This is a genomic window from Kitasatospora sp. LaBMicrA B282, from assembly GCF_050325825.1.
Lineage (GTDB): Bacteria > Actinomycetota > Actinomycetes > Streptomycetales > Streptomycetaceae > Kitasatospora.
In genome coordinates this window covers 56,480-68,814 of record NZ_JBNQTI010000027.1, presented here as the reverse complement: position 1 = coordinate 68,814, position 12,335 = coordinate 56,480, and the positions used below count along the sequence as shown (strand labels likewise).

Annotated in this window: 9 protein-coding genes and 3 pseudogenes; 5 read left to right on the top strand and 7 right to left on the bottom strand. The window is 70.6% G+C overall.

What is annotated here, in order from left to right; genetic code table 11:
- Positions 1–451: 451 nt before the first annotated feature.
- Positions 452–1,429, top strand: coding sequence for a hypothetical protein (locus ACQRUO_RS10675; protein WP_428315545.1), 978 nt, complete (start codon positions 452–454; stop codon positions 1,427–1,429).
- A 7-nt stretch (positions 1,430–1,436) separates the two neighbouring features.
- On the opposite strand, the gene ACQRUO_RS10670 is transcribed toward ACQRUO_RS10675, so the two are convergent.
- The 3 genes and pseudogenes from ACQRUO_RS10670 to ACQRUO_RS10660 all read right to left on the bottom strand — a co-directional run.
- On the bottom strand, positions 1,437–2,288 hold the full coding sequence (locus ACQRUO_RS10670) for a GNAT family N-acetyltransferase (protein WP_428315544.1): 852 nt from the start codon (positions 2,286–2,288) through the stop codon (positions 1,437–1,439).
- Positions 2,289–2,355: 67 nt separating this feature from the next.
- The gene (locus ACQRUO_RS10665) at positions 2,356–4,401 is read right to left on the bottom strand and encodes a thioredoxin domain-containing protein (RefSeq protein ID WP_428315543.1); all 2,046 of its coding nucleotides are present in this window, start codon (positions 4,399–4,401) and stop codon (positions 2,356–2,358) included.
- A 33-nt stretch (positions 4,402–4,434) separates the two neighbouring features.
- Positions 4,435–4,785: pseudogene (locus tag ACQRUO_RS10660) on the bottom strand (inorganic phosphate transporter); the annotation flags it as partial.
- Positions 4,786–4,802: 17 nt separating this feature from the next.
- Between ACQRUO_RS10660 and ACQRUO_RS10655 the strand changes: the two are divergent.
- The 4 genes from ACQRUO_RS10655 (at position 4,803) to ACQRUO_RS10640 (ending at position 7,442) form a co-directional block, all read left to right on the top strand.
- The gene (locus tag ACQRUO_RS10655; RefSeq protein WP_428315546.1) at positions 4,803–5,084 is read left to right on the top strand and encodes an inorganic phosphate transporter; all 282 of its coding nucleotides are present in this window, start codon (positions 4,803–4,805) and stop codon (positions 5,082–5,084) included.
- A 144-nt stretch (positions 5,085–5,228) separates the two neighbouring features.
- Positions 5,229–5,438: a hypothetical protein gene (locus tag ACQRUO_RS10650; RefSeq protein ID WP_428315542.1), complete on the top strand. Its 210-nt coding sequence runs from the start codon at positions 5,229–5,231 to the stop codon at positions 5,436–5,438.
- Positions 5,439–5,505: 67 nt separating this feature from the next.
- A complete protein-coding gene (locus ACQRUO_RS10645; protein WP_428315541.1) occupies positions 5,506–6,039 on the top strand; it encodes a very short patch repair endonuclease in 534 nt (177 codons plus the stop codon).
- A 92-nt stretch (positions 6,040–6,131) separates the two neighbouring features.
- On the top strand, positions 6,132–7,442 hold the full coding sequence (locus ACQRUO_RS10640) for a DNA cytosine methyltransferase (protein WP_428315540.1): 1,311 nt from the start codon (positions 6,132–6,134) through the stop codon (positions 7,440–7,442).
- Here the strand turns inward: ACQRUO_RS10640 and ACQRUO_RS10635 are convergent.
- The 4 genes and pseudogenes from ACQRUO_RS10635 to ACQRUO_RS10620 form a co-directional block, all read right to left on the bottom strand.
- On the bottom strand, positions 7,411–8,298 hold the full coding sequence (locus tag ACQRUO_RS10635; protein ID WP_428315539.1) for a DUF6339 family protein: 888 nt from the start codon (positions 8,296–8,298) through the stop codon (positions 7,411–7,413). The two genes, ACQRUO_RS10640 and ACQRUO_RS10635, sit on opposite strands and share 32 nt — an antisense overlap.
- Positions 8,295–9,287: a hypothetical protein gene (locus ACQRUO_RS10630; RefSeq protein WP_428315538.1), complete on the bottom strand. Its 993-nt coding sequence runs from the start codon at positions 9,285–9,287 to the stop codon at positions 8,295–8,297. Before ACQRUO_RS10630 ends, ACQRUO_RS10635 begins: the two co-directional genes overlap by 4 nt.
- Positions 9,284–11,188: pseudogene (locus ACQRUO_RS10625) on the bottom strand (transcriptional regulator); the annotation flags it as partial. The gene ACQRUO_RS10630 and the pseudogene ACQRUO_RS10625, both read right to left, overlap by 4 nt.
- 309 nt (positions 11,189–11,497) lie before the next feature.
- A pseudogene (locus tag ACQRUO_RS10620) lies at positions 11,498–12,157 on the bottom strand (sigma-70 family RNA polymerase sigma factor); the annotation flags it as partial.
- Positions 12,158–12,335: the final 178 nt, after the last annotated feature.

The window sequence follows — 12,335 nt, the reverse complement described above, 5'->3', positions numbered from 1 at the left end:
GGACGCCGGCGCGGGGGTGCGGGTGGCGGCGCCGGCCGGGGAGCCGGTGGCCACGGTCAGGGCGGGGCCGAGCGCGAGCAGCGCGGCCACGGCGAGCACCCGGCGCGGGCGCGAGCCGGCTCCCTGGGCGGTGCGCACGAGTGGTGGCCCGAAAACGGACCTTCTGAGAGCGGACCTTCTGAAAGCGGACATGGCGTTTCCTCCGTGCGGTCAGGCAGGGAAGGGAAGTGGGGGACACGCGCTGCCCGGCGCCGTTCGCGGTCGGCGCCGGGCTGTGACCGAGGATCAGCCCTTGACCGGCCCGGGTCAACGACGGTGCGGAGCGCTCCGCTTCGGGTGTGAACGCCGGCCGCCGAGTGTGAACGGCACCGGTCGCTGCCCTCCGGCAGGGTGACAGCGCCCAGCGGTCATGTGAATATTCACCACCGGCAGGGCAGCGAGGGAGGCCGCCATGGGGCGCACGGCCAGTGTCCGACCAGGGGGCCACGGCGACGTGCCGGGCAGCCGCCCCGACCTCGCCACCGTGCTGCGCACCGGCCCCTTCCACCTCGCCCTGCGCACCGCGCTGGCCGCCCGCGGACTGGCCCTGCACCGGGTCCAGCAGCACCTCGCGCAGCGCGGGGTGCACGTCGGGGTGACCAGCCTCAGCTACTGGCAGCAGGGCCGCCGCCGCCCCGAACGCCCCGAATCACTGCGCGCGGTCCGGGCGCTGGAGGAGGTGCTGGAACTGCCGGCGCACTCGCTGACCCGGCTGCTCGGCCCGCGCCGCGGGCAGCCCACCGCGCCACCCGCCCCGACCGTGGCGGTCCGCCCCTACCGCGACCTGATCGCCCCCGCCGCCGCGGTCGACCAGTTGCTCGCCGCCCTCCCCGGCCCGCGCGACACCGGCCTGCACACGGTCACCCACATCGAGCGGATCCGCCTCGGGCCGGACCGGCGACTGCTGCGCCGCGACTCCCAGCACGCGGTGCGCGCCCACCGCGACGGCGTCGACCGCTACCTGGCGATCCACCAGGGCGACCCGGGCTGCGAGGTCGCCGAGGTCCGGGTGCGGGCCACCGAGAACTGCCGGGTCGGCCGGGTCCGGCGCGACCAGGCCTCCCAACTCGTCCTCGCCGAACTGCTGCTGGACCGCCGGCTGCGGACCGGTGAGACCCACCTGCTCGGCTACGGCTTCGACGACGCCCCCGGGTGCGGCCCGAGCACCGAGTACGTGCGCGGCTTCCACTCCGGCACCGGGCAGTACGTGCTCCAGGTCAGCTTCCACCCGCGGGCGCTGCCGGTGCGCTGCCACCGCTTCGCCCTCAGCGCACCGGGCGTCGAGCCCTACGAGAGCGAGGAGTTGACCCTGGACGGCCAGCACGGCGTGCACCTGGTGGCCGGCGGCCTGGGGCCCTGCCTGCTCGGGATCCGCTGGGCCTGGGAGTGAGCCTCCGTCACTCCTGGAACTCCATCACCAGATTGTCGTGCAGCGGACGGTAACCGAGCTTCTGGTAGATCGAGTTGCTGACCGGGTTGGCCAGGTCGGTGTAGAGCAGCACCTCCTCGGCGCCGCGCAGCGCGGCCCGGGCCGAGACGGCGGCGGTGGCGGCGCTCCCGTAGCCGTGCCCGCGCTCCGCGGCGGGGGTGTAGACCGGCGCGACCCGCACCATCCCCGCCACCACCGCCGAGGCGGCCGCCAACGAGACCGGCCGCCCACCGTCCTCCCAGAGCCGGACGTCACCGGTCTCCAGCCGGACCCGCACCAGGCCCTCGACGTTTCGGATCGTAGCCCCGACCTCCGCGGCGAACTCCCGCCACCAGCGGACCAGCAGCTCGAAGTCCTCCGGCCCGGCCGCCCGGGCCCGCCCCGGCACCTCGGGCACCTCCAGCTCGCCCAGCCGGTAGAGCCGCAGGTTCTCCCGCACGGCGGCGGTGTGGCCGAACCGCGCGGTCCAGGCCTCGGCGAAGCCCGTCACCGCCGTGTCCGGCCCACCCACCGAGGTGATCTCCGCGCGCGCCGCGGCGGGCAGCGCGCGGGCCAGCTCGGCGGCGACCGCGGCCGGCATCCCGCTCAGCCGCAGCGGCTGCGGCCGGGTCTGGATCCACGCCGCGCCGGCCGCTCCCCCGGGCTGCGCGGACCACCAGCCGAAGCGCGGCGGCAGCTCCGGGTCACCGCCCACCCAGGAGCCGTGGGCCAGGTTGTGGACCAGGGTGAGCAGCACCGTGTTCTCCGCCCGGGTGGCGGTCAGGAACTCGGCGGTGGCGGCGCGGAAGTCGGGCAGCGAGTCGGTGAAGGTCCAGGTCATGGACCGATCCTGGGACACCCGCGACCTGCGGCGCACGCCAATTTCCCGGTGCTGGACCTCCTAGTGCCTAGTGGTGCCGCACCCCGAGTTGCTCGCCCAGCTGTGCCGGATCCGTGGTCGGCGCCTGGCAGGCGAAGTGGCGGCAGACGTAGGCCGCCGGCGCACCGTCCCGCAGCGGCCGGTCCGCGAGCAGCGGCACCTCGGTCCCGGCAGCCGGCTCGCCGACCGCCACCACCGCCCCCGGCGCGGTGGCCAGCAGCGCGGTGCGGTGCAGCGCGGCGGTCCGCGGATCGCCCACCGGGCCGACCACGGCGACCTCGCGCGGCCCGTCCAGCAGCGCCTCGGCCGCCGCCAGCCCCCAGCCGATGAACCGCGGCGCCTGCCCCGCCAGCGCGGCGACCACGCCCAGCGCCCGCTCGGCGGCGGTGCGGTGGCGCTCCGAGCCGGTGTAGGCGGCGTAGCTCAGCAGCGCCTGGGCGGCGGCGGTCCAGCCGGAGGGGGTGGCGTTGTCGGTCGGGTCCTGCGGGCGGCGGATCAGCTCCTCGGCGTCGTCGGCGGTGTCGTACAGGCTGCCGGTGGCCTCGTCCGCGAAGTGCTTCAGCACGGTGTCCAGCAGCCCGCCGGCCAGCTTCAGCCAGGCAGCCTCACCGGTCACCGCGTACAGCGCGAGGAAGCCCTCGGCCACGTCCGCGTAGTCCTCCAGCACCCCCGCGTTCGCACCGGGCCGCCCGTCCCGCGAAGTGCGCAGCAGCCGCCCCTCCGCGCTGAGGTGGACGCTGAGCAGCAGGTCGGCGGCGCGCTCGGCGGCGGCCACCAGGTCGGGGCGGTCGAGCAGCGCGCCGCACTCGGCCAGCGCGGCGATCGCCAGCCCGTTCCAGGCGGCCACCACCTTGTCGTCCCGCGCCGGGGCCGGACGCTCGGCCCGGGCCGCCAGCAGGGTGGCCCGCAGCTGCGCGTACTCGGCCTCGTCGGCCGGGTCGGCGAGCAGCTGGAGCACCGAGCGGCCCTCCTCGAAGGTGCCGGTCGCGGTGACCGAGAAGAGCCGGGCCGCGGTGGCGGCGTCGGCCGGGCCGAGCAGGTCCACCAGCTGCCCCGGCTCCCACACGTAGTAGGCGCCCTCGGCGGACTTCCCGGTCTCCGGGTCCACGCTGTCCGCGTCCAGCGCGGAGGCGAACCCGCCCTCGGCGGTGCCCAGTTCCCGCACCAGGAAGTCGGCGCTGTCCAGCGCCACCCGGCGGGCCAGCTCGTCCCCGGTGGCCCGCCACAGGTGCAGGTAGACCCGGATCAGCAGGGCGTTGTCGTACAGCATCTTCTCGAAGTGCGGCACCACCCAGCCCGCGTCCACCGCGTACCGGGCGAAGCCGCCGCCGAGCTGGTCGTAGATGCCGCCGCGGGCCATCGCCGCCGCGGTCCCCCGGACCTGCTCCAGCGCCGCCGCGGAACCGGTGCGGGCATGGTGCCGGAGCAGGAACTCCAGCACCATCGACGGCGGGAACTTGGGCGCGCCGCCGAAACCACCGCGCTCCGGGTCGAAGCTGCGGCTCAGCCCCACCAGCGCCTGGTGCAACTCCTTCTCCCCGGGCGGCGCCACCCCGACACCGGCCCCGTACACCGCGGCCCGCTCGGCCAGCTCGGCCCGGATCCGCCCGGCCACCTCGCCCACCTCGTCCCGCCGCTCCCGCCAGGCCGCGTCCACCCCCTCCAGCACCTGCCGGAAGCTCGGCATCCCGTGCCGGGGCTCCGGCGGGAAGTACGTGCCGAAGTAGAAGGGCGCCTTCTCCGGCGTCAGGAAGACGGTCATCGGCCACCCACCCTGCCCGGTCGCCGCCTGCACCGCCTCCATGTACACGGCATCCACATCCGGCCGCTCCTCGCGGTCCACCTTCACAGCCACGAACCGCTCGTTCAGGTACCCGGCGACAGCGGCATCCTCGAAGCTCTCGTGCGCCATGACGTGACACCAGTGACAGGCCGCGTACCCGACACTCAGCAGCACCGGCACCCCCCGCCGCGCCGCCTCCGCGAACGCCTCGGGGGACCACTCCCACCAGTCCACGGGGTTCTCGGCGTGCTGCTGGAGGTAGGGGGACGTGGCGTCGGCCAGCCGGTTCATACCGGCATCGTCGCACGATCAGGCCCTTCCGACCTACGACATCTGCGACTCCGGCCGGGCCCCGCACCTCAGCGGTCGAACGCTGCCCCCGCACCACCCTGCATCACCACGCCTGACGCGTGAAGCGCACGCCCGCAACCGTGCCGCACGGGCGAGAGTGCGGCGGGCACGATCACCTTCGCCACCAAGCCCTGCCACTTTGACGGCGGACGAGCCCGCCGCAGCCATCGTCGCCACGACCACGCCGCCGATCATGGCGTGCGAGGAACTGGACGGGATCCCGAGGTGCCAGGTCGCCAGGTTCCACAGGATGCTGCCGGCCAGGCCCGCCGTCACCAAGGTCCGGGGCACGGTGTGGCTCTCCACCAGGCTGCCGGCGACGGTCGCCGCGACGGCCGTGGATCAGGGCGCTCGGCAGGGGCGTAGTGGAGATCGAGCCGCCGCAGGGCATGGCGAGCGAGTCGGCCTCGGCGGCGGTGATCCTCTCCTCCACCGACTTCGTCTACACACTCTCCACCACCCACGTCGTCACCGGCTCGGGCCTGGGCAAGACGAGCATCGAGGTCCGTTGGCACATCGCCCGCCGGATGGTGACGGCCTGGCTGCTCACCCTCCCCGCAGCCGGCGTGGTCGGCACGCTCGCCCACGGGGTGGCGCAGGCATCGGCGGGATGGCCGGGGTAGTGGTGATCTTCGTAATCCTGGTGCCGTCCTCAATCGCCTTCTACGTCGCCTCCCGTCACCCGGCCGTCACGCCAGAGAACGTCAACCCCGCATGGAGCGGCCAGGTCGCCCCGGCGGCCCTGCCGGAGGAGGGGAGACGGTCAGGTGAACACTTGGATCAACCTCAACGCCCTCTGGAAGATCACCGTCGTCGGCACCCTCACCAACGCCGGCATCCCCGCCCTCTTCACCTCGGCCTGCGCACCCTCAGCCCGCCGCCCCGCACCCCCGCGGCGGGGCTGGCGCCAGCCCGCTGGGCTACACCATCGCGGCGGTCTGCTTCGCGATCGTGCTGTTGACAGCATCGTGCAGTGAAACCGGCCGTGCCCCGGCAGGCGGGCACACAGTGCCGTGCACGCCATGAGAACGGGACAATGGAGGTATGCCAGCTGTACCGCCCTCCAGCCCTGAGGTCTCGGCCCGGATGAGTCGCCAGACCAGCCGCGACACAGCGGCCGAGCAAGCCGTACGAAAGATCCTCCATGCCTCGGGTTACCGCTATCGCACCCACTTTCCCGTGCCCGGTATGCGCCGACGCAAGATCGACATCGCGTTCACGCGAGCCAGGTTGGCCGTTCTCATCGACGGCTGCTTTTGGCACGGCTGCCCGGAGCACGCCACGAGCCCCAAGGCGAATGCGGACTGGTGGCGGCAGAAGCTCGACCGCAACATCGCACGGGATCTGGAGACGAACGCCCAGCTGATATCCGAGGGTTGGACGGTCATGCGCTTCTGGGAACACGAGTCACCGGACACCGTCGCGTGCACGGTCGCCACGGCCGTGGAAGAGGAGAAGGCGGCTCGCACGGCTCCTCGTAAAGAGCCATCGGCCCCCGGACAACACCGCCGCGGTGAGGGGGCACCGCATGGAGCAGCGGCCCCGGCACTGCGGACTCGACAGGCCAAGGGCACCTGACGCTCAGCGCACCCCTGTGCTCACGACCAGCCGATCGACGCAGCGGCCCGCACCGGCGGCACCGTCGCGGCGGCCGGATAGACTTCAGCCCCATGAGCAGCCCAGGAACACAGATCGACCCTCTCGATGGAGTCCGCATCCTGGACCTCTTCGCGGGTCCAGGCGGTCTTGATGTGGCCGCGCACTTCCTGGGGTACAAGAGTATCGGCATCGAATGGGATCGGAACGCCTGCGAAACCCGTTATGCGGCCGGTCTGCCGACGTTCCACGCCGATGTCAGCGTCATGCGCCAGACACGCTTCGACGAGATCCCCCGGTCAGTGGACGTGTTGGCCGGCGGCCCCCCGTGCCAGTCCTTCTCCGTGGCGGGACGTGGTGCCGGAAGGGCAGCGCTCGACACGGTGAAGGAGTTCATCCGCCGACTCGTCTCCGGCGAAGACGAAGCCCGGATCGACGAGGACCTGCACTCCCTGAACGTGGATCCACGCACCGCACTGGTCTTGGAACCCCTCCGCTGGCTGCTCAAGGCGATAGAGACCGAGGGCCGTGACCCGTATCGGGTGATCGTCCTGGAACAGGTGCCCGCGGTGCTGCCCTTGTGGGACGTCTACGCCCAACTTCTGCGCAGTGGCGAAGGACGACTCGGAGGCGTCAAGTACGAGGCGGATTGCTGGGAGTTGAAGACCGAGCAGTTCGGGGTCCCACAGACACGCACTCGAGCGGTGCTCATCGCGCGTCTCGTGGGCTCCGGTGCTGTCTCACGGCCCAGCACGACAAACCGCCCCTTCGACGTACATCGCAGAGGGGGCAACACGGGCCAGACAGAGGCGTTCACGATCGATTCCCGTCCCACAGACAACTGGGTCTCCATGGCGGAGGCGCTCGATGCCGCTGACGCCCTGCCAGGATCGTCGGTCGAGATGTCCAGGTTCCGCTCCGAGGGCGGGACGAAGTTCTTCGTCGTATCCAACTACGGATCCAACGGCAATCCCAAGAAGCGCGGTCGGCGGCTCTCCTCCGAACCCGCCTTCACCGTCACCGGAAAGGTGTCCCGCAACAAGATCTACCGGACTCAAGTGGATTACGAAGAAAACGAATTCGATCGTTTCACGATCGCCGAGTCCGGCGTACTGCAGACCTTCCCGCACAACTTCCCCTGGTCGGGCAACGACCAGGCGCAGCAGGTCGGAAACGCCGTGCCGCCCCTGCTCGGCATGCACGTGCTCAGCAATGCTCTGAGCGGTACCGCTCCGTCGGAGGCGCAGTTGGCGGACTCGACGACCTGGCGGGAGGTGAGCCCCGACCTGACTGCTCGGCTACGTGACATCGGATGCGGTGACCGGACCCGATGCCCCGAGGACAGCCACAAGGTCAGACAGGCTCGCCGGAAGCCCGCCCTCTGACCGACACATCGGCGAACAGTTCCTCGAAGTGGGCGAGCAGGTGCCGCACCGCGTCGTCCGGAACCCGTTCCTCCTCTGGTCCGTCCGGCAAGGTGCTCCGCGGAGCAGGCAGAGCGGAGGCCGCTCCCTCGATCCACTCACGCACGGCGTCTCCGTCACGATCGACGTCGGGGGCGATGACGTCGTACATCAGGGTGGCCGCTGCGGCGTTGATCGCCGGCATCAACGCATTGACCTCTCGCCCGGTCCGCACCGTTCCCCGCTCCAGGAGTCGGACCAGGGCCTGAGCGGTCGGGCGGTGGTCGATGACATCGAGCCGCACCGCGGAATTGAGCATGTCCTGGTTACTGCAGGCGACGACAACAGGCCGGTAGTCCGGGCCGTCACGGAACAGCTCGGCTGTCCACCAGAGCCTGGCGAATGCCTGCTTGTAGTGCGGGCCGACGAACCTGTCCCGGGCCACGGCGCGGGGTGACCCGTCGGCCCTCGGGTCGGGCAGGTGACGCCACACGACGTAGTCGGGCGCCACTCCGAGGGCCAGGTAGGTCCAGAAACCCTTCTCCGCGGCTTCCCTCCGAGTCAGTCGAAGGGCTTCGTGGAGTCTCGGCGCCAACCACGCGTCTGCCGCGGTCGGCCGTTCGGAGCGGAACATGTCCATCGCGTCGTCGATCAGGTCCCGGACACGGTGCAACTCCGCTCGCGCGTCATCACCGGGCAGCGGTTCCGCCGCCTTGTTCAGGGCGATGGAACGGACATCGTCCTGCCCTTCGAGCACTCCCGCCGTCAGGTATTCGGCGGCCTGCGCATCGGAGATCAGAGCAAGCCGCTCCGGCAGGTGCTCCGGTCGGGAAGTCACGCGTGGGTCTCCTGCTCGAATCGTTCGATATCACGGACAGCAGCGGTCAAGGCCTTGGGAACATCGGCGCGACGAGCTGCGGCGTACTGGATCCGCGGTTGCAGATCGGTCCAGCTTCCCTCGCCGACACGCCTGTTGTGGACTTCGCGCAGAGCCGCCTCGGCCGATCGCCCGGGCACGATGTCCGGAAGCATCTCGCGGAGCACCGCGCCCCGCCAGTCCGGTGGGAAGAGCGGGGTCCCGTCCTCCTCGATCTCCAGGTCTCCGATGGCCGTGTGGAACACCGCCGTCCACACCTCCGCGCACATCTGCGCCAGCAGCATCTCGCCCACCATGGTCTCCATCTTCGAACCCGGGCTCTGGACGAGTGCCGCGAATCCCTCGAAGTCGGAGTTCAGACGCACTGCGGGCATCCGTCCGGCGATGTCCACTATCCAGGGAACTTCCCTGAAAGGCCTCAACCACTCCTTGCCGCGAGCGAAACTTACAGTGGTGACGTCTAGTTGACGATCCCTCAATGGCGCGTCGGAGATGACGTCGACGAGCCACTCCTGCTCGGTGGACCCGATGATCCTGCCCGCCACACCTCCCACCGTGGCAACCACGTGCACGGCGAGGGACGCCCGGTCGACGTGGCTGTCCCGGTCGAGTTCGACCTCCCCGGCCCATTCCTGGCCGCCATCGGAGCCGGGCGTCAACCGGGCCACCGTTCGGGCGTTGGTGATTCCCTCCGTCAGTACGGCGACGACGACGACGTCCGACCAGTGCTTCTTCGTCTCGATCTCCCGAGCAGGCACCGTCACCGCCAGTGAGAGCCTGGCTGTGTGCCAGTCGTCCCGTTCCGCCATGCCGAGCGCGACGACCTGCTCGACCACCGACCACCCACGGGACTCCAAGTATTCCCGGCTGTCGCCCGGACCGCGCAGCCGGACCGCGGTGACCCTGGTCGTCACCGGACCGGTCAACCGGGGGTAGGCGTAGGCTCTCATGCCTCGGCCTCCTTGCTCTCCTGAAGTTCGACGACGAGTCCAGCCAGCCCGGCTCGTACCGGATGCGTCGACACGTCGGTGACGCCGCGGAACACCGCGCGGCGCGCACCCGGCGCGAAATGCAGCACACCGTCGACCAGTTCGCAGTTGCTGACGGCGGCCAGCTCGGACCATCGAACCAACGGTTTTGGACCGGAACGCACTTCCACCTTCGCCACGGGGCTCATGGCCCACGCCTCCTCTCCCGGGGACACCTTGACCACAGCCGTGATCAGCCAGGCGCCGGAGGAGTCGATGACAGTTTCCAGCTCATCGAGCCTGGGCGGCGTGACCGTACCCCTGACCTTGACGGTGGGCTTCCCAGAAATCTTCAGTCGCTTGCTCACCCTGCTCGTGCCGTCGCGCTTGTCCTTCCTCTCGACCGCCACGAGCTGCTGCACCGCCTTGTTGATCTCCCACGTCATCGCCGCGATCCGACGGTGCGCCGAGGGCGAGTAGCGCGTTCTCAGTTCGTCGGTCTGACCCCACTTGTTGTGCTCCGGCGGCTCCGAGGCACGCAGGAACTCCTCCGCCTCGACGGCGAACGGTGCGTCCTCCCCCGCCGCCCGGCCCGCGAGCAGCACGGCCTGGAACGGGTTGGTCCCGACAGGAAGCCCTGGCACCCGGCTGGTCCTGACCGTCATGCGGTTTCCGCGCATCGCGGTCACCTGGTTGATCCTGCCATCCGCGTCCGTGGCATCGGTGACCAGCAGCACCGCTCGGTGCTCGCCCGTGGTGCCGGCGAGGCCCTCCCGCTCGGGGAGGTTCAAGCGCACCGTGGTGAGAGCCACCTGCCCCGCAGCGGTGAGCCGGTCCACCGTGGTACCGGCCAGGAAAGCCTGGAGCGCTCGGGCACGAGCGGGCTGGTGCAGCTGGGGATCGACCCGCTCCTCCGCGATGTGCGCCACTCCGTTGCGCAGCGTTCGGACCGACGCCTCCAGAAGCGGGGGACGATCCCCTCCCGCCGTCATCGCGGCCCAGAAGTTGCGTCCAAGCGCGCCGACCAGACGCTGATGCATGCGCTCCAGACTGTCCTCGTCGTCACTCGGGTCGCCGTCACCGTCAGGTCCGGCACCGACGAGGCTGGCCACGTCGTGCGCCCCCACGATCAGGAAGGACGTCCCGGGGTCGTCGTGCTCCCTGGTGAGGTGCAGGCGTTCGGCCGTCTCCTCGTCCGCCCACCAGGATCGGACGACGCTCGCGTTCTCCGCCGCGGGGTCGGGCTGCCCGAGCCAGGCGGGACCCGCGAATCTCTCGCCGGCCACCTCCCGCCACGGCAGGTCGAGCCGCCCGATCAGCCGGCGCCTGGTGCGTCCCTCGTGCGCTTCGGAGAGTGTCGAGTTCATGAGCACGAGGCCGAGCCGACTGGTGGCCCACAGGGTCGCCTTCCCGAGGCCGTACGAGCCGCCGGCCGAGGCGTCCGCCTTCCGGCTGTCGAGCTGACGTCGGACCACAGCGGCGAACCGGCCGTCCTCGTAGTCGTCGCCGGTCAGGCCGCTCGCGTTGTAGTCGTCGATGCGGAGCAGGACCAGCCGTTCCCGCTCGGACATCTCGCGCAGACCTGTGCTGATGACGCGTCCGACCTTCTGGTCCTGTGCAGCGGCAGCCTCGTAGTGCGACCTGAGGTCGTCCCAACGGATCGCGTCGCGGAATCGGGCCAGATGGCCCCCGGTCAGCTCGTGGAGCGTGTAACGGACCCTGACCGGACGGTCGTTCCGCCGATCACGCTCGTCCAGGCTGTTCTGCGTGGCTTCGCGTGCCAGTACTTCCAGATCCGCCTCGAAGGCGAACGCGGCCGCGTTGCCGAACTCCCGCCCACCGTCCTTGTGACCAGGCCGGTGGTACCAGACGGGCGGCACACCGACGCCACCCGAAGAACCCTCCACCGTGGTCGGCGACATCGGCACCCTGAGGTCCGTGGCATCGACACCGTGCTCACCTGCCGGCCCGACCGTCTGCGGACCGGGCTCGATCTCCTTCGAGGTCACCGTTCCCTCTCTCCCCTCGGAACTGTGCTTTGCTTCCGCTTCGCCGACCGTGCCGCGACGCCCCGGGGTCACGCCCCGCGCAGTCTGTTCGAGGGCCGCCCGCTTCGCGGCCGCCTTCGACCGCCGCCGCTCGGAAGAGGCGTTGTCCGGCCGCAGGCCGAGTAGGATCCCGAGGTCCTTCAGCGCCCTGCCCTCGATCTGTCGAATGCGTTCGCGTGTGACCTTGAACCGTTTGCCGATATCGTCCAAAGTCCACTGCCGACCGTCGACGAATCCGAACCTCAGAAACAGCACTTCGCGGTCCCGTTCCTCCAGTCCGCAGTCCTCGAACCACTGCAGGAGCTCCTGGCGTTGGAACCGCGACCACAGCGCGTGCTCCGGCCCTGGGACCGATGCCGTGTCGACGACCATCAACTGTCCGAGTGTCACCCCCTCACCGGCGGGCTGGTCCATCGAGAAGACCGTCCGCCGACCGAGCCGCAGGTACTCGGTCACCTTTTCCAGGGGCAGGTCACATGCGAGCGAGAGATCGAGGACGGTCGGCCGGACTCCTCTCTCGAGGAACTCCCGCTCTCTCCGCCGGAGCTTGTCGATCTCGGTCCATATGTAGACCGGAAGCCGGATGACCGACCCTTCGTCGGCCACTGCGCGCGTGATGCGCTGGCGGATCCACCAGGTGGCGTAGGTCGAGAACTTGCACCCGACGGAGATGTCGAACTTCTCCACGGCCCGGATCAGACCGATCATTCCGTGTTGCACGAGATCCTCGTGGTCGGGGTGATCCGCCCGGTACCCCAGCGTCAGAACGGTCTTGACGACCAGCCGGCGGTTGTGGGCGATCATCGCGGAAAAGGCCTGATACGGCTCGCCGTCGCGTGCGAGAACCGCGAGGTAGCCCTCCGGCAGTTCTTCCTCCGACGCGATGCCGTCGCGGAACAGAAGGCAGAGTCCCACCTCCTCCTCCGCGCTCAAAAGGTGTGCGTCCGGGTGCAGTCGCCTTCGATCGGCACGGAGCACGACC